Raw genomic sequence first — 21985 nt, 5'->3', positions numbered from 1 at the left:
AGGAGAGACTTGAACTCTCACACCTTGCGGCGCCAGAACCTAAATCTGGTGCGTCTACCAATTTCGCCACTTCCGCACATTGTATTTCGCTTCCTGAGGAAGAGAAATGGTGGCTACGACGGGATTCGAACCTGTGACCCCATCATTATGAGTGATGTGCTCTAACCAGCTGAGCTACGTAGCCATTTTGTTGTTTTCCAAGCCGTCTGCCTATCTGGCCGCCGTCTCGGGAACGGGGCGCATTATGCTCATACCAGCCAAAAGCGTCAACAGTTTTTTTGATTATCTTGAAAAAACCCGCTTGTTCGTTGGTTATTTGGACGAACTGGGCGTTTGCCGTGCTAAACAACTGCTTTTATGTGTTTTAGTGCGTCTGAAAGCGATAAAACTACATTGCTGATGTAAAACAATATTGGCACGCACTGTGCGAAAGTGAGCGAAGCGATTTGCCGGAGCGCAGATAAAAGAAAGCCAGCGCAAAGGCTGGCTTTCTGAGAGGCTAAAAAAGTGGCGGCTTAATTACACATTGAAACGGAAGTGAACAACATCACCGTCTTTAACGATGTAGTCTTTACCTTCAAGGCGCCATTTACCGGCTTCTTTCGCGCCGCTTTCACCGTTGAATTCGATAAAGTTGTCGTAACCGACTACTTCTGCACGGATAAAGCCTTTTTCGAAGTCGGTGTGGATTTTACCTGCTGCTTGAGGTGCCGTTGCACCAACAGGGATTGTCCATGCACGTACTTCTTTCACACCCGCTGTGAAATAAGTTTGTAGTTCCAGTAGCTCGTAACCAGAGCGGATCACACGGTTTAGGCCCGGCTCTTCGATACCCATGTCAGACAGGAACTCTTCACGGTCTGCATCGTCAAGTTCAGCGATTTCAGATTCGATAGCGGCACATACAGCAACCACAACCGCATTCTCTTTAGCGGCAAGATCGCGCACCATGTCTAGGTACTCGTTATCTTCGAAACCGTCTTCGCTCACGTTGGCAATGTACATGGTTGGCTTTAGCGTCAGGAAGTTCAGGTAGCTGATCGCTGCGAACTCTTCTTTGCTAAGCTCGATTGAACGTGCCATGCCGCCTTCAGTTAGCGTTGGCAGCATTTTTTCCAGTACAGCGATTTCGAACTTGGCATCTTTGTCACCGCCTTTGGCGCGCTTGGCCTGACGCTGGATTGCACGCTCACAGGTATCGAGATCAGATAGAGCAAGCTCTAGGTTGATCACTTCGATATCGTCGATCGGGTTGATCTTACCTGCAACGTGAATAATGTTGTCATTTTCGAAACAACGTACAACGTGGCCGATAGCATCTGTTTCACGGATGTTGGCCAGGAATTTGTTACCTAGGCCTTCACCTTTTGATGCGCCGGCAACAAGGCCTGCGATATCAACGAATTCCATCGTTGTCGGCAGGATGCGCTCAGGGTTAACGATAGCTGCCAGGGCATCAAGACGCAGATCCGGCACCGGCACAATGCCTGTGTTTGGTTCGATAGTACAGAACGGGAAGTTCGCTGCCTCGATCCCTGCTTTGGTCAGGGCGTTGAAAAGAGTGGACTTACCTACGTTAGGCAGGCCGACGATTCCGCATTTAAAACCCATGGTTTGAAACCCTTTTGGTAATTGTTCGGTAAAACAGTCCGGCAGACTTGCTGCCGAAAAATAAATTCAGTATGACTACAGTATCCGGCTTATACAGCTTTGAATGAATGTAGTCGATTTTGGGCCTTGTTTAAGCCATCTTTGAGCAAAATATCCATACAACGTACCGCTTCATCAACGGCAGCATCGATATTCTCCTGCTCTTTGGCTGGTGCCTTGCCAAGGACAAAGCCAGCAACCTTGTTCTTATCACCCGGGTGGCCGATACCCACACGTAAGCGGTAAAAATCTTTGTTGTTACCCATTTTGCTGATGATGTCGCGCAGGCCGTTATGACCACCGTGACCACCACCTTTCTTGAACTTGGCGACACCCGGAGGGAGATCAAGCTCATCGTGGGCAACCAGGATTTCTTCTGGTTTTATTTGGAAAAACTTCGCCAGAGCAGCAACCGATTTACCCGAGAGGTTCATGTAGGTCGACGGGATCAACAAGCGAAGATCCTGCCCGTTGGTCTGGATCCGGGCAGTTTGGCCAAAATACTTGGCTTCTTCTCGTAGGCTGACGTTGTGTACATGGGCCAGCTCTTCTACGATCCAGGCACCTGCATTGTGACGGGTCCTGGCATATTCGGCTCCGGGGTTTGCTAGGCCAACAAGTAAGCGAATATTGTTACTCACACTGATCTCTCAAGTCTAGGGGGCAGTAAAATCGCGCGCCATATTATATCAAATTAGGCAAAATTGATATCTTAACGAAAAACGCCCCGTAATTTACGGGGCATTTGGGACATGGGCGATGTCGCTAATAGCTATTCGTTATTATTCTACTCGCTCAAGAGTGACGGTTTCGTAGCTAATTGGTTCCAATGTCGCGTGGTTCGCTTTAATGTATTCGATGACAGCTTGTGCATCGGTATTACAACTGAACGTTGGGTTATCACAGTCGATGCTTTTATCTTGGTAAATGACATTGTATTTACCATTGTCTTCCTCGATACGCTCGACGGCAAATGCCGTCAATTTGCCATCAACATAGGCGAGGTCAACGCGGTCGGTGCTCATTTCTTGGGCTTCGAACAAAGGTGTCCAGCCATCGTTGCCTGTGGCGTTGTAGTTGTTCATCGCAACATTGTAGATTGCGTCATCATCCAGCAGCTCCCAGCTCGGGGAATCCAAGGTACCCTTGTTAACCTCGATAGCCGTTAGTGTACCGTCGACACCAGCATTGTTTTCTGTGAAGGTATAACGCAAGTTACCACCATATGGGAATTTACCCGCGTGAGAACCTGCTGGTAGGGTTGCAGTTACCGTGCTGGTAATCAGGTCTATGATGACCGAGCCTTTGAGTGGCACGATCGACATGAAGTTGGAAAAGGGTAGTAGTTCGAGTGAGATATTGCCTTCGCGCAAATCACCCGCAGCAATATTGGTTCTTACGCCACCAGCACCGACCAGCGAAAAGTCAGCTTGTAAACCTGTAATGTCACTGACTTCTGTGGTTGCAGCCCAATAGTATTGACCTGCAGCTACGATTGGCGCTACATCCGAGCCATGTTTGTCGAAACCGTTGTCACCGGGGCGGCGTTCATGTTTGATCTCATTAGGCGCTGTTGAAATGACTTCGCCGTAAGCTTCATCGACAGCTGGTTTGTAATGGGTATCAATATGCTGGCGTAATTTTTCGTTTTCTTCGACTACGGTAATATTTTCTTGGCCATCAATATAACTCACAACACTTGCGGTTTCTTGCTCACTGAACCTGTTGCCCTCATCCCGGGCTGGTGAGTCGAAGAACTCATCGTTGCTCAGTAGGGTATTGTTACCATTACAGCGCGTGATCGCGCCTTGCTCATTAAAGGCGACAGTTGTTTTGCCTATTGCTTGGGCGTATTCACCAGCTTGCACCACACAGGTAAGTCCTTGGCCGTCAGGGTTGGTTACAATTTCGGCGTAAGTCCCGTTTTCTGCCATGCCTAGGTTGGTGAAGTCGCCAAGCAATGTATGGGAGTGGCCACCAACAATGAGATCGATGCCATTTACTTTCGCTGCAACCTCTAGATCAATGGCATTGCCGATATGGGTAACGGCGATAATTTTGTTGATCCCTTTCGAATGAAGCATATCGACGGTTTCCTGAGCCGATTGCACCATGTCTTTGAAAATGACATCACCGGTATTTGGCGCGATATTCGGCATATCATCGAGCACTAGGCCAAAAACTGCAGCAATATGCTTATCTGTCGGCAGGTTATCAAAATCGGTCACGACTTCTTTCGTATTACCGTCGAAAGCATAAACCACAAATGGCTTAAGGTTGGTTTGATCTTTCAGGTCTGCATCCATACTTGTATCAATGTTTGCGGCAAGTACCGGAAAGTTGATTGATTCGATAAACGCATTCAATTTTTGGTTATCAAGATCGAACTCGTGGTTACCCAGCGCCATCGCATCTAGGCCCATTTGGCTTAGAATATCGGCATTCATCTTCCCTTCGTTTAACTTAAAGTAAGCACTGCCTTGCCATGCATCACCGCCATGTAGGAATAGGATGCTGTCATTATTTTCGGAAGCCTCGGTCTTATAGCTGTTAACTTCTGTTAGTAAACGGGGGTGACCACCAAATTCGTTATAAACCGTGGTCTTAGCTACTTTGAAGCTGGATTTTACAGGGTCAAAGCTTGAGTGGGTGTCGTTAACATGGGCAATAGTTAAATCAAAAGGGGTATCAAGAAGTGTTTTATCATCTGAGCTACTTGAGTTGCAGCCAGCTAAGGCTAGACCAACAGATAGCACAATGAAAGGTTTAGTAAATTTCATGCTTTGTCTCTTGTTGTAGGTATATGTCACAGAGGTGATGGAATATATACAACATGAGTACAAGGTTTTGTGATCTGTAGTTGAGTTGGAACTCTAATTGATTTTATAAAAGTATTTTTTGATGGTCGAGTGGCAAAATCAACAGATTTTGTATTAACCATTAATATGATTAGCTTTTTTGCAGATAAAAAAACGCCCCGCACATGATGGCGGGGCGTTGAATCTCTTTGGCAATCCAGAATTAGTGCTGGAACATCGCCGAGATTGACTCTTCGTTGCTGATGCGACGGATTGCTTCAGCAAGCATACCTGATAGCGTCAGAACCGATACACGGCCAGTGTCAACGATTTCCTGAGTCAGAGGAATTGAGTCAGTTACGATAACTTCGTCAATCACAGACTCACGAATGTTCTGTGGCGCGCTGCCAGAGAATACAGGGTGCGTTGCGTAAGCGAATACGCGCTTAGCACCACGGTCTTTCAGGGCTTCAGCTGCTTTACACAGTGTACCGCCAGTATCGATCATGTCATCAACGATGATGCAGTCGCGGCCTTCAACGTCACCGATCAGGTGCATTACCTGAGAAACGTTAGCACGTGGACGACGCTTGTCGATGATCGCGATATCAGTGTCGTCAAGTAGCTTCGCGATAGCGCGAGCACGAACAACACCACCGATGTCTGGAGAAACAACAACTGGATCTTCCAGGTTTTTCGCCAGGATGTCTTCTAGTAGTACAGGGCTACCGAACACGTTATCTACAGGAACATCGAAGAAGCCCTGGATTTGTTCAGCGTGTAGGTCAACAGTCAGAACGCGGTCAACACCCACGTTAGACAGGAAGTCGGCAACGACTTTAGCCGTGATAGGTACACGGGCAGAACGGACGCGGCGGTCTTGGCGAGCATAACCGAAGTAAGGAATTACAGCGGTGATACGGCCTGCAGAAGCACGGCGTAGCGCATCGATCATAACAACCAGTTCCATTAGGTTGTCATTGGTTGGCGCACAAGTAGATTGAATGATAAATACGTCGCTACCACGAACGTTTTCATTAATCTGAACACAGACTTCACCGTCGGAAAAACGGTTAACTGTTGCGTCTCCTAGAGAAATGTAAAGACGGTCAGCAATGCGTTGGGCTAGTTCTGGTGTCGCGTTACCAGCAAACAGCTTCATATCAGGCACGGTGGAAACCTCAGGTTGCGTCCAAGTTGTAGTTACTGACAATCCGTAGAATGTGCGAACAAGGCTGTCAAAAGGGGAGATGTGTTGACACCTTTTGCGACAAATCCGTGGAGCCAGTCAGGTAATTTGTTCAGGGCTGCAGTGGCCGCTTCTTGATTGCTAAATTCAGCAAACATGCAAGCGCCAGTGCCGGTCAATCTCGACGGCGCGTATTCTAACAGCCACGAAAGCGCCTTATCAACCTCGGGGTGCAGTGATCTGACGATTTTTTCGCAATCGTTTTCGTAAACCCCTGCTAACAGTGCATTTAAAGACCGTTTTTTGCTATCTCTTTTTAGCCCCGGATGGGTGAAAATATCAACTGTAGCAATATTTACCTCTGGTTTGACAACCAGATACCACTTTTCTTCCGGCTCGGCAGGCTGTAATTGCTCACCGACGCCCTCTGCAAACGCACTTATCCCACGGACAAATACCGGTACATCGGCACCGAGTGCTAAGCCGAGTTCGGCCAAATCATCGGTACTGAGGTTGGTTTGCCACAAATAGTTGAGTGCAACCAGGGTGGTGGCAGCATCGGACGAGCCGCCACCGAGGCCACCGCCCATTGGCAGGATTTTGTTGATATGGATGTCCGCCCCAGCCTGGATGCCCGCACGTTGGCGCAATGCATCTGCAGCGCGGTAGATTAAGTTATCCTCGGTTTTCACGCCATCAATCGCCGGTGATAGAGTGATTTCGTCGCTGTCATTAGCGGTAATGGTCAAGGTATCGCTATGATCGAGGAACTGGAACAGGGTTTGCAGTTCATGGTAGCCATCCGCGCGGCGGCCGGTGATATAGAGAAATAAGTTTAGCTTGGCCGGTGCCGGCCATTGGGTGGTGCGGGTGATCATAGCGTACTCTAGTTAATGGACCATTGATGAATAATAAGGGTAATACTAGCGCCAGTCGTGCTCAAGACCATACGCTTGGGCAGTGCCGGGCTGACAGAGTAGTCGTACTCGTTGTAGTCGAGTTGCCACAGTTTACCGTCAACACGCTTGGCCAGGTAGCCAACGCGATTTTCATCATTGAGTTGGTAGGTATCGGCTGCAGTCGGTAAGCCGATGAGCCAGTCACGCATCTGCTCAATCGGTAAGTTAATACCTGTCAGGCTGGAAACCAGCTCACTGGCATTGGTACCCTGATGGGTCTTTCCTGAATTGTCGACTAAGGTCACGCGACTTGGAGTAGCATCAAGTTTTAACAGGGTCGAACCCAAGAAGTTGGTCAGTAATAGGTGGTCTTGAGCAGGCGCGGTTTCCCATACCAAATTGGCGCCGAACCGCTGCTTGCCTTTGTAGCCGAGCTTTCCTTTGGCCTGATAACTGGAGAGTGCCTGAAGGGCCTGCTCATGGTTATCCCAGTCGGTTTGGCTTGTCTGCGGTGGTTGGGTGGCACAGCCTGCCAACAGCGACAGAATAAGGGCTAACCATGGTGCTTTACGGGGAATGTGGGCAAAAGGATGTCGGGCATGTCGCAATAATGACATCATCGTTATCACTTTTTTATTGAGTATTGTCGCCAAACAATAGCGGTAAAACCTTAATATTTCCAACTCCTTCTCTCAGAAAAAGACAGGTGGCTATCACTCTTTTTTCCTATCTTTTGAATAATTGAATGCTAACTTATGTCGGTTATTGCCATGTAGATTCGATATGCGTTCTTTAATTAAGCGAGGGCATCAAGTAAAATCCGCCCTTAAATCATATTTCATCGGCGAAGTGGTACACCGTCTCCATGACATTGCTTGCACTAGGAATAAACCATAAAACAGCCTCGGTAGACTTGCGTGAACGGGTTGCGTTTTCGCCTGAAAAGATGAAGCAGGCCTTGACTCAGCTAGAAGATCACCCTGAGGTTCATAGTGGGGTGATCGTCTCAACCTGCAACCGTACAGAGCTGTATTGCGAGGTGACGCAGCAAGGTCCCGGACTCATGATTGACTGGTTGAGCAAGTTTCACCAGATCAATACTGAAGAGCTGATGCCTAGCCTGTACTTCCATGAAGAACAGGCGGCTGTCCGTCATCTGATGCGGGTGTCTTGTGGGCTTGATTCGCTGGTATTGGGCGAACCGCAGATCCTCGGTCAGGTCAAACAGTCTTATTCTGACTCCCGTGATAACCAAGTTATTCAAGGGATGCTGGAAAAGCTGTTTCACAAAACGTTCACTGTGGCGAAGCGGGTTCGTACGGAAACTGATATTGGCGGCAACGCGGTATCGGTGGCTTTTGCTGCCTGTACATTGGCTAAACAGATTTTCGAGTCTCTCGAAGAGGCCACCGTGTTGCTGGTCGGAGCGGGCGAGACCATTGAGCTTGTTTCCCGACATTTGGTTGAACAAGGTTGTAACCGCTTGATCGTCGCCAACCGAACTAAGGAGCGAGCAGACAATCTCGCTCGTGAATTCGGTGCTGAGGTGATCAGCCTGCCGGAGATCCCGGAGCATCTTCATCGAGCTGATATCGTGATCAGTTCAACCGCCAGTCCACTGCCGATTATCGGTAAGGGGATGGTCGAAAAAGCCATCAAGGCTCGCCGCCACCAACCTATGCTGTTGGTGGATATTGCGGTTCCCCGTGATATTGAGCAGGAAGTGGGTGAACTTAACGACGCATACCTTTACTCGGTTGATGATTTGCACAGTATTGTTGAGAAAAACCGTGAACAGCGTAAAGTGGCGGCCATACAAGCCGAAGCGATTGTCAGCGAGGAAAGCGCTGCGTTCATGAGTTGGATCCGCTCACTTGAAGCGGTCGACAGTATTCGCCAATACCGTTGCCAGGCTGAAGAGCTTAAGTCAGATTTACTGACACGCAGTCTGCAGGCGCTGGCCAATGGCGGGGACCCAGAGAAAGTACTGGTGGAGCTCAGTAATAAACTGACTAACAAGCTTATTCACGCGCCTACCCGTGCTATGCAGCAGGCGGCCAAAGAAGGTGAGCCAGAAAAGCTGGCCGTGATCCGTGAAACGCTCGGTTTAGATATCGGCAAGAATTAATTCGGGCAGGGAACCTTCCCTGCCTTTAATGGAATACAGTAGAAATCTATATGAAACCTTCAATTTTAGTGAAATTAGAAACGCTGGTTGAGCGTTATGAAGAAGTCCAGCACTTGCTAAGTGATCCAGAGATCATTGGTAATCAGGACAAGTTCCGTGCGCTTTCCCGTGAATATTCACAGCTGGAGGAAGTCACCAAGTGCTTCCAGGCTTACCAGCAAGCCAAAGAAGATTTGGAAACTGCTGAAGAGATGGCTAACGAAGACGATCCTGAAATGCGTGAAATGGCGCAAGAGGAAGTCAAGGAAGCAAAAGCGGAAATCATCCGCCTTGAAGACGAACTTCAAGTTCTACTGATCCCTAAAGATCCAAACGATGAACGTAACTGTTTTGTTGAAATCCGTGCCGGTGCTGGTGGTGATGAGGCCGGTATCTTCGCCGGTGATCTATTCCGTATGTACAGCAAATATGCTGAATCACGCGGCTGGCGCATCGAAGTGATGAGTGCCAACGCCTCTGAGCAAGGTGGTTACAAGGAAATGATCGCTAAAATCAGTGGCGAAGCCGTCTACGGTACTATGAAGTTTGAGTCAGGTGGTCACCGTGTTCAGCGTGTGCCTGCGACTGAATCTCAGGGCCGTGTCCATACTTCAGCCTGTACGGTTGCGATACTGCCGGAAATCCCTGAGGCGGAAATTCCTGAAATCAATACCGGCGATTTGAAAATCGATACCTTCCGTGCTTCAGGTGCTGGTGGTCAGCACGTTAACACCACCGATTCCGCGATCCGTATTACTCACTTGCCAACCGGTATTGTTGTTGAGTGTCAGGACGAGCGTTCTCAGCACAAGAACAAAGCCAAGGCGATGTCAGTGCTGGCGGCCCGTATTATCAAGGCCGAGGAAGAGAAGCGCCATGCTGAAGAAGCGAGCACTCGTCGTAATCTGCTAGGCTCGGGCGATCGCTCTGACCGTATCCGTACCTACAATTACCCACAGGGGCGTGTATCGGATCACCGTATCAACCTGACTATCTACCGCCTGAATGAAGTGATGGAAGGGGACATGAACAGCCTGATCCAGCCGGTACTGCAAGAGCACCAGGCCGATCAGCTAGCCGCAATGGCTGAGCAAAACTAATGACCGTGTCGATAGACGCCCAGCTCAAGCAGGCGGTAAAGACATTGGTTGATGCGGGCTCTGACAGCCCGCATATTGATGCCGCCGTATTGCTATGCTATGTGCTTGAGAAGCCCCGCAGTTATTTGCTTACTTGGCCTGAAAAAGAATTAGACGCTGCCCAACTGACAGCGTTTGAGGCTGTTATGGCCAGACGCCTGACCGGTGAGCCGGTTGCTTATATTGTTGGTGAACGTGAGTTCTGGTCGTTGCCATTGAAAGTCGCGCCCCATACCTTGATCCCGCGTCCGGATACCGAAAGGCTGGTTGAGTTGGCACTGGAGAAGCTGCCTGCTGAAGCCTGTAATGTGTTGGACTTAGGGACGGGAACCGGTGCGATTGCCTTGGCGATGGCCTCTGAGCGACGTGATATTGCGGTCACAGGAATCGACCTGCGACCGGAAGCTGCAGCACTGGCAGAAGAAAACCGCGCCAACTTGCACATTACCAACGCCCGCTTTCTTTCTGGCAGCTGGTATAGCCCGCTGACAGAGCAAGAGTGCTTCTCGGTCATAGTCAGTAATCCGCCATACATTGATGGGGCAGATCCGCACCTTGAGCAGGGTGATGTCCGCTTTGAGCCCAAGAGTGCCTTGGTAGCCGAGGATCATGGTTTGGCTGATATTCAAGTGATCAGTGAGCAGGGTCGCCAACATCTTAGAAGTGGTGGCTGGTTGCTGATGGAGCACGGCTATGAACAAGGTGTGGCGGTACGTGAAATTTTAGAGGCGCTGGGGTACCAGCAGGTATCCACAGCACAGGACTATGCAGGCCTGGATCGTGTAACCATGGGCTGCTGGCAAGGATAGAGAGATAATAACTATGTATACCGCTGTTAAACACCTACATATGCTGGCTATCGCCTTGAGCGTGACATTGTTTATTTTGCGTTACTGCTTGATGATGGCCAACTCGACCTTGAGCGATAAAAAGTTTATTAAAATTACCCCACATGTTGTTGATACGGTGTTGTTGCTGACTGGGGTGACGTTGATTTTTATTACTGGTTTCGTGCCGTTTACCGAAGCTGGTGGCTGGATGACGCAAAAGATTAGTTGCGTCTTAGCATATATTGCACTTGGCTACTTCACCCTGAAAATGGGCTCCAACAAGGTCTTTAAGACCTTTGCATTCTTCGGCTCGCTGGGCTGGATAATGGCAGCTGCCAAGATTGCAATGACCAAAACCTCTTTCCTAGGATAACCATGTTACGCTTTACCGAACAAGAACTGGAGCAGATGCCGCTGGTGGATGGCGCGGTTGCGATGACAGAAGCGGTGGATCCGCATTTCCCCGCAGGCTGGGTCAATATCCAGTTGGCACGTCTTGCCCAGGAGGCAGAGCATGCCTTGATGGATGAGCCGGACAGTTATTTACGTCTTGAAGGCTTGTTACGACTGTTTTACCGCGAGTGGGGCTTTATTGGCGATCACGAGCAGTATTTCTCATCAGATAACGTGTTCCTCGACAAAGTGCTTGAGCGCAAGAAAGGGATCCCGGTCACCCTGGGTGCCCTGTTTCTTTTCCTGGCGCATCGTCTGGACTTGCCGGTAAGTGCTGTGGGTTTTCCTACCCAGTTTATCCTGAAGGTCGAGTGGTACGGCTGCGAGCCTCAGTACATTAACCCGTTTGATGGTGAGTACCTGAGCAAGCATATGATGGCTGCTTGGCTGAAAGGACACAAGGGGCCTTTTAGCGAGCTGCGTAGTGAACATTTCACCACGGCCGATAATGGCGATATTTTGGCTCGTTGGTTAACTGTGATGAAAAGTGCCCTGTTACGCGAGGGGTTATTTGCCGAAGCGTTGCGCTGTAGTGATGTCGCTCTTGGTGCTTTTCGTCCGGGAGACCCGCACGAAATCCGTGATCGCGGCTATATTTACCAGCAACTGGAATGCAGCCATGCGGCAGTGTCGGATTACGAATATTTTATCGAGCAATGCCCTGAAGACCCAGCTGCAGAGCTGTTGAAAATTCAGGTCAAAGAACTCAACAAAGAGCCGCTGACCCTGCATTGATCCCTGCGGGCATAGGTTCAAAAATTAAGAGAGAAGATGATGGAACAGAAAGTTGTTCGCGTTGGCGATATTGATGTTGCCAATGATAAGCCGTTTGTCCTATTCGGCGGTATGAACGTATTGGAATCACGTGATTTGGCGATGCAGATCTGTGAAAAGTACGTTGAAGTGACAGACAAGCTAGGCATTCCTTATGTCTTCAAGGCTTCTTTCGACAAGGCAAACCGTTCTTCAGTGCATTCATACCGCGGTCCGGGTATGGAAGAAGGATTGAAGATCTTCCAAGAGTTGAAAGATACCTTCGGCGTGAAGATCATTACCGACATCCACGAGCAATACCAGGCCCAGCCTGTTGCCGAAGTGGTTGATGTGATCCAGCTTCCTGCCTTCTTGGCTCGCCAGACTGATTTGGTTCAGGTGATGGCTAAGACTGGTGCTGTGATCAACGTGAAGAAACCTCAGTTCATGAGCCCTGGCCAAGTGGGAAATATCGTTGAAAAATTCGCAGAGTGCGACAACGAGAATATCATCCTGTGCGAACGTGGTGTGCTGCACGGTTATGACAACCTAGTGGTTGATATGCTGGGTTTTGACGTGATGAAGAAAGCATCGAATGGTAGCCCGATTATCTTTGACGTGACTCACGCCCTACAGTGCCGCGATCCAGGCGGTGCCGCTTCTGGTGGTCGTCGTGAGCAGACGGTTGACTTGGCTCGCTCTGGGCTGGCGACCAAGATTGCAGGCTTGTTTATGGAAGCGCACCCGACACCGGATCAAGCGCGTTGCGATGGCCCTTCAGCGTTCCCGCTGGATAAACTTGAGCCGTTCTTGAGTCAGCTGAAGCAGCTTGATGACCTGGTGAAAGGCTTCGAAGAGATTGAAATTAAATAAGGCTTAGCGGCTTTACTCATAAAAAAGGCGATACCTCGGTATCGCCTTTTTTGTTGCCATTGGCTTGTCGCTTACAGCTTGAAGCGGCTGATTTCTTGCTGGAGCTGGAAGGATAACTCCGACAGCTCAGCGGCTTGCTTAGCGGCCTCGTTGGCTTCTACTGCAAGTTCGTTGGAGACATCGCGGATCCCTTCGGTATTGCGGGTGATTTCCGATGTCACTGACGATTGTTCCTCTGCCGCAGAGGCAATTTGAGTTGCCATATCATTGATGTTGGTAACGGCGCTGTTGATCTGCGACAGGCTGGCTGATGCGGAGTTGGCGTCATCTACACTGGTTTCTGCCAGCTTACGGCTGTCCTCCATGATCCCTACCGCTTTACCTGTGGTCTGCTGCAGGGTTTCGATCATCTGCTGGATTTCCTGTGTCGACGCATGCGTGCGTTGACTCAATACCCGTACTTCATCGGCAACCACGGCAAAGCCTCGTCCCTGCTCGCCGGCGCGGGCAGCCTCGATGGCGGCATTCAGTGCCAGCAGGTTGGTTTGCTCGGCAATCCCCTGAATGGTCGACAAAATGGTATTGATGCTTTGGGCGTGGGTATTCAGCTCGCTGATCACACCGGTAGCTGTATCGACCTCGGTGGCAAGGCTGGTGATGGAGTGCTGGCTTTGGCCCACTTGGGTGGCACCATGATCAGACACGGTGACTGTTTCACCTGCCGTGCGAGCCGTGTTGTCGGCGTTGCCAGCAATTTCCTGGGTTGCTGCAGCCATTTCATTGATGGCTGTCGCGACCATATTGATTTCGTCTTGCTGGTGCTGGATACGGGTGCTGCGCTCTTCCGCCTGCGAGGCGGTAATGTGCGCCTGTTGGGTCAGCGAGTTCGACACATCGTTAAGCTTACAGACCATCGCATGCATGTTGCCGACGAAGCGGTTGAAGTTATGGGCAAGCTGACCGACTTCATCGTCGCTGCGCGGCTCTAGGCGCTGGGTTAAGTCACCTTCACCCGTTGCAATCTCAGCCAATGCATCGGAGACCCGGGCCAAGTCGCGGAACAGGTAGCCGACCAGAGTGGCGGAAATGGCAACCACAATCAGGGTGATCACAATGGATGTAATGATTAGCTGGCGAAGCAGGGTGGCATGGCTAGCTTCTTCCGTCGCGCGATCCATCTCTAGGCCTAGTACCCAGTCGGTACCCGGAACCGGTGCAAAGTAGAACAGTTTCTCTTCACCTTTAATGGTCGCCATTTCAATGCTGCCGTTACGGGCTGCATCATCAATAAGCGCCATGTTTAGCTCGCTGCTGAAGCGGTTGATAGGCTGGAGGGTCAAAGACTCATCAGGATGGGCAAGAAAGGTGTTGTCTTGTTTGTTGATCAGCATGGCGTAGGCATTTTTGCCGACATCCAAGTTGATCACATCACTTACCAGCTGGTCGATGAGTACATCGGCACCGACGACGCCCTGAAGACTACCGTTTTTTCGTATCGGTTCGGCAATGGTGATCAGCAACGCATTAGTAATGGCATCACGGTATGCGGTGGTCACAATTTGGCGGTTGGCACTGACCGCATCGCCATACCATGGGCGGGTACGGGGATCGTAGTCAGCACGGTTACGCTCTGGGTGGGAGCGGAACATCTCTCCGGCTGGTGTGCCAAAGAAGATATCATCGAATCCGCCAGCTTTTCGGGCTAGCTGGAGATACGGCACCATGTTTTCTTCGGAGCTGTAATCATTGAATGAACTGGCAATATCACGGCGGATTTGCACCCAGTCGCCAATTCCTTCATTGGCTGCATGGGCGATACTCTCGGCACGGGCGTAAATGCCCTGACGGGTCTGGTCAAAAAGTTGGTCGGCAGCAAGCCAAGTAAGTGCTGTTGCCATAATCACAACAGCAAAAAGGCTGGCGCCGATGAGTTTCTGTTTCAAGGTTAATGTCATTGTATTTATCTCAATAACAGAGGGTGGGTAGGGGTCTGCGTGGCGGATTCTATAGCGATTTATTGCCTGTTGCACGGAAAAGTAGCCTTGGTCGAAAAAAAAGCAAACTGTTGATTTATTGTGACTTTGGATTGACGTAATCAGCCCTGGTCGCGTCAATAAGTTGACGATTTATTGGTGGGTGATATGCGTATTGTTACAGTAATACCTGATGAGTTTACTATTCTGTGATAGGGGCTTTTTTTAGATGTTTAGACGTCTAGATGTTGACGCGGCCATTAACAACACTTAGTCTAGGCGCAATTTCTAAAATAGATGTCCTGTAGCCATCATGTCGAACACAACACAACATAACTCTAGTGAGCCAACTCCTTCAGCGTTGGCATTACTCCCTCTTGGGATCTTCTTGGCCTTGTTCATTGGTGTAGGTACTTACCTGACATTACAAGGTGTGGATTTTGCCTTCTACCAACTGCCGGCACCGGTAGCTGCGCTGCCTGCTGTCATGGTGGCTATCTTGCTGAGCAAGGAAAAGCTTAACAAGGCAATTGAACAGTTCCTGCGTGGGGTAGGCCATAGCGATATTATTGCTATGTGCATGATTTACCTTTTGGCTGGTGCGTTTGCTTCTGTCGCTAAAGCAACGGGCGGCGTGGACGCAACGGTAAACCTTGGCCTTTCAATGCTGCCTGCCAGCATGATCCTGCCTGGTATTTTTGTGATTTCGGCCTTTATCGCGACAGCGATGGGGACTTCTATGGGGACAATTGCTGCTGTTGCACCTGTAGCTTTGGGTATCGCACAAACTGCGGGTATGGATGTCGCCCTGACGGCTGGTGTGGTACTGAGCGGTGCGATGTTCGGTGACAACCTGTCGATTATTTCGGATACCACGATTGCCTCGACCCGTTCGCAGGGCTGTCAGATGAAAGACAAGTTCCGTGAGAACATCCGTATTGCACTGCCAGCCGCTATCGCTGCCATTCTACTGTTCATGTTCAGCAGTACGCCGACTGACTTGCCTGCGACAACTGACATTGAATGGCTGAAAGTGCTGCCGTATATCACCATCTTGGTGTTGGCGGTGTCGGGCTTGAACGTCTTTGTCGTATTGAGTATCGGTATTTTGCTCGCGGGTGGTATTGGCCTGTATGGTACTCCGGACTACAGCCTGTCGACTTACGGTCAGGACATCTATGCTGGTTTCGGCAACATGCAAGAGATCTTCCTGCTATCGATGCTTATCGGTGGTATGGGTGAGTTAATGCGCCGCCAGGGTGGCTTGGCTTACCTGACTCAGCTGATCAGCAAGGTGATCCGTGTCTTTAGCAAGCAGCATTCGCAAGCCCAGAACCTGCGTGCCAGCGAAATGGGTATTGCTGGTTTGGTCGGTCTGACCAACTGCTGTACCGCGAACAATACCGTGGCGATTATTGTCTCTGGTGGGGTAGCGCGCGAGTTGGCAGAAGAGAATGGTGTGACGCCTCGCCGCTCGGCAAGTTTGCTAGATATTTTCTCGTGTGTGGTGCAGGGTGTTTTGCCGTACGGCGCACAGGCGCTATTGCTGGGATCGGTCTTTGGCCTGTCACCGCTAGAAGTTGTCAGTCACTCTTATTACTGTTTCTTCCTCGCTTTTGCAGCGATCACGGCGATCTTTATCAAGCATCCAACGCGCAAGCCTGCAGTTGCTTGATGGTCGCTCAGCTAGGTTAGGAAAACCGAAAATGATATCAGAAGCCTCACACGAGTGAGGCTTTTTTTTGCTTGTTATTTCGGCGTTATGAAATTGCGACGTTCGTATAGTGATCTGGTCAACAGATTGATGAAAACCACACAACAGCGTGCAGTAAATAACTTAAACTGACGCTGTCAAATCAATCATATAACGAGATTAAGGTGACCCCCCATGAAGGAACGCTTTTTCACCAAGGCAGCGCTAACGGCTGCGATTCTGGCCTCACTGACAGGCTGTGCGAGTCAATCTGAAACAACCGTGCCATCTTGGCAGGCTGATCAAACGTACAAGATCACCATTCTCCATACCAACGATCACCATGGTCGTTTTTGGCAGAACTCTTACGGTGAGTACGGTATGGCGGCACGAAAAACGCTCTTGGATCAGATCCGTGCAGAAGTGGCGGCTGAAGGTGGTACCACCCTGTTGCTTTCTGGGGGCGACATTAACACTGGTGTGCCTGAGTCCGACTTGCAAGATGCCGAGCCGGATTTCAAAGGCATGAATATGCTGGGTTACGATGCGATGGCACTGGGTAATCATGAATTCGATAACCCACTGGAAGTACTGCGCAAGCAGGAAGAGTGGGCTGAGTTCCCAATGTTGTCTGCTAACATTTACAGCAAGGAAACCGGCGAGCGCCTGTTCCAGCCTTACCAGATCTTCGAACAACAAGGAATTAAGATCGCGGTTGTCGGGCTGACAAACGAAGATACCGCCAAAATCGGTAACCCGGAATATATCGGTGGTGTGGATTTCCGCGACCCTAAAGCGGAAGCGCAGAAGGTGATCGAAGAGCTAAAAGAAACCGAAAATCCGGATGTGATCATTGCGGCGACTCATATGGGCCACTACGCCAATGGTAACAATGGCATTAACGCGCCGGGTGATGTTGCGCTAGCACGTTACCTGTCAGCCGGTGAGTTGGATATGATTGTTGGCGGCCACTCCCAAGAGCCTGTGTGCATGGAAGGGCCTAACATGTACAACAAGAACTTTAATCCGGGTGATGAGTGTCAGCCGGATCAACAAAATGGTACATGGATTGTCCAGGCTCACGAGTGGGGCAAATATGTCGGTCGTGCTGATTTTGAGTTCCAGAACGGTGAACTTCAGATGGTTAGCTATGACTTGATCCCTGTCAATCTGAAGAAAAAAGTGAAGTTGGCTGACGGCTCTAAACAGCGTGTTTTTATCCAGGATGAAATTGCCCAGGATACAGAGGTTAAAGCCTTCCTACAGCCATTCCAGGAGCGTGGACAAGATCAGCTGAATATCAAGATAGCCGAATCCAACGGTAAACTTGAAGGCGACCGTAACGTGGTTCGTTTCCAGCAGACTAATTTAGGACGTTTGATTGCGGCTTCTCACATGCAGCGCGCCAAAGCGGACTTTGCCGTGATGAACTCTGGCGGTGTGCGTGACTCGATTGCCGCTGGCGACATTACCTATAAGGATGTGCTGACTGTTCAACCGTTCGGCAACATTGTTACCTATACCGATATGTTGGGTAGCGAAGTGATGGACTACCTTAACGTGGTCGCTACTAAGCCGGTTGACTCAGGCGCCTATGCCCAGTTCTACGGCATTTCAATGAAGGTTGCCAATGGCAAGGTCAGTAACGTGTCGATCGGTGGTAAACCGCTGAGCCTGACTGAAACATACCGCTTCACGGTGCCGAGTTTCAATGCGGCGGGCGGTGATGGTTATCCTAAGCTGACCGATCACTTAGGCTATGTAAACACCGGTTTTGTGGATGCAGAAGTCCTGAAGGAATTCCTACAGACCAATAGTCCTATTGACGTGAATGCTTTCGCGGACAAAGGTGAGATGGTTTACCGCTAACGTTTACGGTAAATTGTTTAGATAGAATGAAGCCCTGCTGATGCAGGGCTTTTTGTTTGGATTTCCCCCTGAAGCGCTCCCTTCTTTTTCTTTTTGCATCAATCGCATTGGGCTATAGTGGCTATCTGTTATTGGAATCGGAGTGGTTATGACCCCTGCTATTAACCTTGCCAAGAAAAAGAAAATTCCTCATACCATTCATCAGTACAAGCACGATCCGACCAACACCAATTTTGGTCTGGAAGCGGCAGAGGTATTGGGACAGGATCCGAATCAAGTTTTCAAAACCTTGCTTTTCTCTCTTAATGGCGATCCGAAAAAGTTGGCGGTTGCGATTGTGCCTGTGGCTGGGTTGCTCGATCTGAAAGCGGCAGCAAAGGCGGCTGGTGCCAAGAAGGCAGATATGGCCGATCCCCAAATAGCGGAAAAGACCACCGGATACATAGTCGGTGGGATCAGCCCGTTGGGGCAAAAAAAACGTCTGCCGACCTTTCTTGATGCCTCGGCCCAGCAGTTCGAGACCATTTGTGTCAGTGCCGGACGGCGGGGACTGGAAATCGAGTTGGCACCCAATGATTTGCTGGCACTGACGGGCGGACAGTTTGCCTCGCTGGCAAAACTATAATAGGGCCCAGATACAACACTTCAATAATGAAAGGTTGGCAATGCAGAACGTGAATTTGAACTTGCTGCGAACCCTGCAGGTACTGCTGGATGAGTCTCATGTCAGCCGTGCGGCTGAGCGCCTATGCGTGACCCAGTCAGCCGTTAGTCGCCAGCTGACTCAGCTACGTGAGTTGTTCGGTGACCCTTTGCTGATAAGAGAAGGCAACCGCTTGTTGCCTACTCCCAAGGCGTTGCAACTGAAGGACAAGGTCGACAAAATCCTGGCCAGTTGCCAAGGGTTACTTGAAGAACCTGCATTCTCACCGCAGCACTGGACTGGGCCGATGATCTTGGCCTCCTCTGACTATGTTGCCCAATATATCCTGCCTGAAATTGTTGAACGGGTGCAGCTGCAGGCACCGCAGTTGAATATCAGCTACCGTCTGTGGTCACCGGAGTACTTATCGAATTTAGCTGATTTGGATATCCAGTTGGTATCGACCATGCTGCCGAAAGTCCCTGAAGGGCTGTGTGGAGCCCGTATTGGCTCGGATTTTCCTGTATGCGTGATGCGTGGCCAACATCCTCTGGCCAATGAACCAGAGCTGTCATTGGCACATCTTGCTGGTTACCCACATATGCGGGTGTCGGCGGGTGGGGATAAAGATAGTTTTGTCGAGCGGGAGCTTAAAGCACAGGGGCTACATCGAGATGTTCAGTTTTCTGTTCCTTTCTTCAGTGCAGCCTTTCAAACCTTAGTACGCACCGATATGTTAATGGTGTTGCCCGAGCACATAGCCCGTAATATGCAGGCTTGGTTTGATATAACTTATAAACCCTTGCCTATCCCGAAACCGAAACATAGCTATTGGCTGCTCTGGCATCCCCGTTACGAAAATGACCCTGCCCACCGCTGGTTTCGTGAACAAGTACTGATGGTGATGAGAAGCTCGATGTATTCGATTTAGGAGGGGGTTTATACGGTTATGATTTCAAATCATAGCTATGATGATTTCTTTTGATTTCCAAGCATGACCTTTACTTAGGTATATTACAGACAGAAATCAGCCCTAATGGATAGGAAATAACAATGACACTCAGTATTTGGCTTTCGTTACTCATGGTATGCATGCTAGGCGCAATGTCGCCGGGACCAAGCTTGGCTGTTGTTGCCAAGCACAGTTTGGCAGGTGGCCGCCTACATGGGGTAGTGACGTCCTGGGCACATGCTGCAGGCGTTGGGGTTTATGCACTTGTAACCTTGTTGGGACTAGCGGTTGTACTCAAGCAGTCACCGATGTTGTTTAGTGTTATTACTTATGCGGGAGCAGGCTATTTAGCCTACCTTGGGGTAAATGCCTTGCGTTCAAAAGGTGGCGTTGCTGCTAAATTGGCAGCGGGCGAATCAACGAGCCTAGTGGAAGCTGCCCGCGATGGTGCGATGATTTCACTGCTTAATCCTAAGCTTGCTCTGTTTTTCCTTGCGTTGTTCAGCCAGTTTGTCGCCGTTGGAACAGAGCTCAGCAGCCGCGCGATTATTGTCGCAACACCACTGCTGGTGGATGGCCTGTGGTACACGCTTATTGCCTTTGTCTTATCGAACCCTAAGGTGCTGGAAAAACTTCGCACCAAAGCGCAGATGATCGACCGGCTATCAGGTATCGTGCTGATTCTGTTGGCGATGCGGGTTGTTCTTCAGGCCTAGTGTCGATGTGATAATGTTGATTGATGAAAGCAAAAAAGGAGCCGAGGCTCCTTTTTTATTTGGATGATTTATCATTTTGACCGCTTTTTACTCTGACGATAAGGTGATTTAGCTTAGCCCTGTCGTTTGCTGTGACGTTCACGGTTTTCTAATTTGCGCTCTGGGCTTTTTTTCAGCATGACATAGACCGCACCGTTTCCACCGTGTTGGCGCAGTGCCGAGTGGAAGCACATAACATCAGAAATTTGTTCCAGCCAGGTAGCGACATGGCTTTTCATCAAAGCCGGTGGGTTGGATTTCTCTCCTTTACCGTGAACAATCATCACAGTACGGATATCCATTCGTTGGCATTGGCGAAGAAAGTTAAGCACTTCGTCACGTGCTTCTTTCAGGGTTTTTCGGTGTAGATCCAGTCGGGCATTGATATCGTATTTACCCAGCCGGAGCTTGCGAAATACGCCTTCTTGAACACCATCACGCTTGAATTCCAGCATATCGTCAGGCTTGACCATTTTTGCGTAGTCTAAAGAAAGGTATTCAGGATCGCTGTCAGATAAGCTCTGGGCCGCAATACGGCGTGCAAGGTGGGCTTCGGTGACTTGGTGCTTGTGGGCGACTTCGACTTTGTCCTGCTGGATAGGAGCGACATCAGCCATCATTTCTCGAAAGAGATCTAGTTCATCGTTTTCAGACATGGTGTTTCTGGGTTGAAGGCATATATCTCGATTATATACCCAGCGACTTCGATACCCAAGTGACTTCAGTTGCTAAGGATTGCAATATGTTACAGGTGAGGAGGTGGAACAATAATGCGGCTAGGAGAAAATAAATCCAGGGCCAAAACCGACAAGTTGGACCCTGGCGCAAGCAGATGACATTGCGAAATGGCTCTAGTGAGGAGATGGTGCAGACAGTACTTTGTAAACAAAGTAACCGCCAAAAAATAGCATTAATCCCAATGTGATAAAGATAACGATCATTGACGACAGGCCTACGGCATTACCAAAGAGGAGATCTAACCAAAAATCCATGTGTCTTCCTTTAGGTCACGGGATAATGGTCATAAGATAAACAATGCAGCGAAAATGTTGTGATGATCTGGATCAATGGTTTATAGGTTGTGTTAAGTTTGTGTTGATGGGTGTGGTTGCGATCACTTTTTCGCCAGGGTTGGTAGATCTGTGAGCAGTTGGTAGTGGTTTTTTTTAAAAATGTGCTTTTCTACTTGCGTAAAATCTTTGGCTGAGTATTATAAGCCACCTCAGCAACGAAGCTGATTCAAGTAGAGAGTTTAAAAGACTTTTTATTTGTACTTGTCGGTGAATAGCGCAGCTTGGTAGCGCATCTGGTTTGGGACCAGAGGGTCGGGGGTTCGAATCCCTCTTCAC

The 21985-nt window shown here is 49.6% G+C and carries 20 protein-coding genes and 1 tRNA gene; 11 read left to right on the top strand and 10 right to left on the bottom strand.

Features of this window, described 5'->3' with window-relative positions; translation table 11 throughout:
• Positions 1–107: 107 nt before the first annotated feature.
• From ACVA58_RS27210 to lolB, 7 genes are all read right to left on the bottom strand, one after another.
• Positions 108–184 (bottom strand) — tRNA-Met (locus tag ACVA58_RS27210).
• 335 nt (positions 185–519) lie between these two features.
• The gene (gene ychF, locus ACVA58_RS27205; protein ID WP_446513384.1) at positions 520–1611 is read right to left on the bottom strand and encodes a redox-regulated ATPase YchF; all 1092 of its coding nucleotides are present in this window, start codon (positions 1609–1611) and stop codon (positions 520–522) included.
• 89 nt (positions 1612–1700) lie between these two features.
• Positions 1701–2291 carry an aminoacyl-tRNA hydrolase gene (pth, locus tag ACVA58_RS27200; protein WP_446513383.1) on the bottom strand — a complete coding sequence of 197 codons (591 nt, stop codon included), beginning with the start codon at positions 2289–2291 and terminating at the stop codon, positions 1701–1703.
• A 141-nt stretch (positions 2292–2432) separates the two neighbouring features.
• Positions 2433–4430, bottom strand: a complete 1998-nt coding sequence (locus ACVA58_RS27195; protein ID WP_446513382.1) for a bifunctional metallophosphatase/5'-nucleotidase — start codon at positions 4428–4430, stop codon at positions 2433–2435.
• 241 nt (positions 4431–4671) lie between these two features.
• Positions 4672–5619 carry a ribose-phosphate pyrophosphokinase gene (locus tag ACVA58_RS27190; protein WP_255040959.1) on the bottom strand — a complete coding sequence of 316 codons (948 nt, stop codon included), beginning with the start codon at positions 5617–5619 and terminating at the stop codon, positions 4672–4674.
• A gap of 32 nt (positions 5620–5651) precedes the next feature.
• On the bottom strand, positions 5652–6515 hold the full coding sequence (ispE, locus tag ACVA58_RS27185; RefSeq protein ID WP_446513381.1) for a 4-(cytidine 5'-diphospho)-2-C-methyl-D-erythritol kinase: 864 nt from the start codon (positions 6513–6515) through the stop codon (positions 5652–5654).
• Between the two features lie 8 nt (positions 6516–6523).
• Entirely contained in the window at positions 6524–7156 is a 633-nt protein-coding gene (gene lolB, locus ACVA58_RS27180) for a lipoprotein insertase outer membrane protein LolB (RefSeq protein ID WP_446513380.1), read from the bottom strand.
• 245 nt (positions 7157–7401) lie between these two features.
• On the opposite strand from lolB, the gene hemA reads away from it, so the two are divergent.
• Genes hemA through kdsA form a run of 6 tightly spaced genes read left to right on the top strand, consistent with a single transcriptional unit; the run spans position 7402 to position 12751 of the window.
• On the top strand, positions 7402–8664 hold the full coding sequence (gene hemA, locus ACVA58_RS27175; RefSeq protein WP_446513379.1) for a glutamyl-tRNA reductase: 1263 nt from the start codon (positions 7402–7404) through the stop codon (positions 8662–8664).
• A gap of 50 nt (positions 8665–8714) precedes the next feature.
• Positions 8715–9803, top strand: coding sequence for a peptide chain release factor 1 (prfA, locus tag ACVA58_RS27170; protein WP_446513378.1), 1089 nt, complete (start codon positions 8715–8717; stop codon positions 9801–9803).
• The gene (prmC, locus tag ACVA58_RS27165) at positions 9803–10651 is read left to right on the top strand and encodes a peptide chain release factor N(5)-glutamine methyltransferase (protein WP_446513377.1); all 849 of its coding nucleotides are present in this window, start codon (positions 9803–9805) and stop codon (positions 10649–10651) included. Before prfA ends, prmC begins: the two co-directional genes overlap by 1 nt.
• Positions 10652–10664: 13 nt before the next feature.
• Positions 10665–11045, top strand: a complete 381-nt coding sequence (locus ACVA58_RS27160) for a SirB2 family protein (RefSeq protein ID WP_446513376.1) — start codon at positions 10665–10667, stop codon at positions 11043–11045.
• Between the two features lie 2 nt (positions 11046–11047).
• Entirely contained in the window at positions 11048–11860 is an 813-nt protein-coding gene (locus ACVA58_RS27155) for a SirB1 family protein (protein WP_446513375.1), read from the top strand.
• Positions 11861–11896: 36 nt separating this feature from the next.
• Positions 11897–12751 carry a 3-deoxy-8-phosphooctulonate synthase gene (gene kdsA, locus ACVA58_RS27150; RefSeq protein ID WP_446513374.1) on the top strand — a complete coding sequence of 285 codons (855 nt, stop codon included), beginning with the start codon at positions 11897–11899 and terminating at the stop codon, positions 12749–12751.
• Between the two features lie 71 nt (positions 12752–12822).
• Here the strand turns inward: kdsA and ACVA58_RS27145 are convergent, their stop codons facing one another.
• The gene (locus ACVA58_RS27145) at positions 12823–14706 is read right to left on the bottom strand and encodes a methyl-accepting chemotaxis protein (RefSeq protein ID WP_446513373.1); all 1884 of its coding nucleotides are present in this window, start codon (positions 14704–14706) and stop codon (positions 12823–12825) included.
• A 331-nt stretch (positions 14707–15037) separates the two neighbouring features.
• On the opposite strand from ACVA58_RS27145, the gene ACVA58_RS27140 reads away from it, so the two are divergent.
• The 5 genes from ACVA58_RS27140 to ACVA58_RS27120 all read left to right on the top strand — a co-directional run bounded on the left by ACVA58_RS27140 (position 15038) and on the right by ACVA58_RS27120 (position 20597).
• Entirely contained in the window at positions 15038–16399 is a 1362-nt protein-coding gene (locus ACVA58_RS27140; RefSeq protein ID WP_446513372.1) for a Na+/H+ antiporter NhaC family protein, read from the top strand.
• Between the two features lie 213 nt (positions 16400–16612).
• A complete protein-coding gene (gene ushA / locus ACVA58_RS27135; RefSeq protein ID WP_446513371.1) occupies positions 16613–18286 on the top strand; it encodes a bifunctional UDP-sugar hydrolase/5'-nucleotidase UshA in 1674 nt (557 codons plus the stop codon).
• Between the two features lie 148 nt (positions 18287–18434).
• On the top strand, positions 18435–18911 hold the full coding sequence (gene ybaK / locus ACVA58_RS27130; RefSeq protein ID WP_446513370.1) for a Cys-tRNA(Pro) deacylase: 477 nt from the start codon (positions 18435–18437) through the stop codon (positions 18909–18911).
• A gap of 40 nt (positions 18912–18951) precedes the next feature.
• The gene (locus ACVA58_RS27125; RefSeq protein WP_446513369.1) at positions 18952–19860 is read left to right on the top strand and encodes a LysR family transcriptional regulator; all 909 of its coding nucleotides are present in this window, start codon (positions 18952–18954) and stop codon (positions 19858–19860) included.
• A 122-nt stretch (positions 19861–19982) separates the two neighbouring features.
• Positions 19983–20597 (top strand): LysE family translocator, encoded by a 615-nt coding sequence (locus ACVA58_RS27120; protein ID WP_446513368.1) that lies wholly within the window; start codon positions 19983–19985, stop codon positions 20595–20597.
• Positions 20598–20710: 113 nt separating this feature from the next.
• On the opposite strand, the gene smrA is transcribed toward ACVA58_RS27120, so the two are convergent.
• Both smrA and ACVA58_RS27110 read right to left on the bottom strand, forming a co-directional pair.
• The gene (smrA, locus tag ACVA58_RS27115) at positions 20711–21292 is read right to left on the bottom strand and encodes a DNA endonuclease SmrA (RefSeq protein ID WP_446513367.1); all 582 of its coding nucleotides are present in this window, start codon (positions 21290–21292) and stop codon (positions 20711–20713) included.
• 195 nt (positions 21293–21487) lie between these two features.
• Positions 21488–21628 (bottom strand): DUF3149 domain-containing protein, encoded by a 141-nt coding sequence (locus ACVA58_RS27110; protein WP_006232775.1) that lies wholly within the window; start codon positions 21626–21628, stop codon positions 21488–21490.
• Between the last annotated feature and the right edge of the window lie 357 nt (positions 21629–21985).

It is taken from the genome of Photobacterium sp. DNB22_13_2, from assembly GCF_052873915.1.
This window is presented reverse-complemented; position numbering and strand designations above follow the sequence as displayed.

What these genes read in the sequence shown, in the direction of transcription:
- lolB (WP_446513380.1), bottom strand. Translation starts at nt 7,156, where the DNA reads ATGATGTCATTATTGCGACATGCCCGACATCCTTTTGCCCACATTCCC.
- ACVA58_RS27195 (WP_446513382.1), bottom strand. Translation starts at nt 4,430, where the DNA reads ATGAAATTTACTAAACCTTTCATTGTGCTATCTGTTGGTCTAGCCTTA.
- ychF (WP_446513384.1), bottom strand. Translation starts at nt 1,611, where the DNA reads ATGGGTTTTAAATGCGGAATCGTCGGCCTGCCTAACGTAGGTAAGTCC.
- ACVA58_RS27160 (WP_446513376.1), top strand. Translation starts at nt 10,665, where the DNA reads ATGTATACCGCTGTTAAACACCTACATATGCTGGCTATCGCCTTGAGC.
- ACVA58_RS27110 (WP_006232775.1), bottom strand. Translation starts at nt 21,628, where the DNA reads ATGGATTTTTGGTTAGATCTCCTCTTTGGTAATGCCGTAGGCCTGTCG.
- ushA (WP_446513371.1), top strand. Translation starts at nt 16,613, where the DNA reads ATGAAGGAACGCTTTTTCACCAAGGCAGCGCTAACGGCTGCGATTCTG.
- ybaK (WP_446513370.1), top strand. Translation starts at nt 18,435, where the DNA reads ATGACCCCTGCTATTAACCTTGCCAAGAAAAAGAAAATTCCTCATACC.
- ACVA58_RS27120 (WP_446513368.1), top strand. Translation starts at nt 19,983, where the DNA reads ATGACACTCAGTATTTGGCTTTCGTTACTCATGGTATGCATGCTAGGC.
- ispE (WP_446513381.1), bottom strand. Translation starts at nt 6,515, where the DNA reads ATGATCACCCGCACCACCCAATGGCCGGCACCGGCCAAGCTAAACTTA.
- ACVA58_RS27155 (WP_446513375.1), top strand. Translation starts at nt 11,048, where the DNA reads ATGTTACGCTTTACCGAACAAGAACTGGAGCAGATGCCGCTGGTGGAT.
- hemA (WP_446513379.1), top strand. Translation starts at nt 7,402, where the DNA reads ATGACATTGCTTGCACTAGGAATAAACCATAAAACAGCCTCGGTAGAC.
- ACVA58_RS27125 (WP_446513369.1), top strand. Translation starts at nt 18,952, where the DNA reads ATGCAGAACGTGAATTTGAACTTGCTGCGAACCCTGCAGGTACTGCTG.
- prfA (WP_446513378.1), top strand. Translation starts at nt 8,715, where the DNA reads ATGAAACCTTCAATTTTAGTGAAATTAGAAACGCTGGTTGAGCGTTAT.
- ACVA58_RS27145 (WP_446513373.1), bottom strand. Translation starts at nt 14,706, where the DNA reads ATGACATTAACCTTGAAACAGAAACTCATCGGCGCCAGCCTTTTTGCT.
- ACVA58_RS27140 (WP_446513372.1), top strand. Translation starts at nt 15,038, where the DNA reads ATGTCGAACACAACACAACATAACTCTAGTGAGCCAACTCCTTCAGCG.
- prmC (WP_446513377.1), top strand. Translation starts at nt 9,803, where the DNA reads ATGACCGTGTCGATAGACGCCCAGCTCAAGCAGGCGGTAAAGACATTG.
- smrA (WP_446513367.1), bottom strand. Translation starts at nt 21,292, where the DNA reads ATGTCTGAAAACGATGAACTAGATCTCTTTCGAGAAATGATGGCTGAT.
- kdsA (WP_446513374.1), top strand. Translation starts at nt 11,897, where the DNA reads ATGATGGAACAGAAAGTTGTTCGCGTTGGCGATATTGATGTTGCCAAT.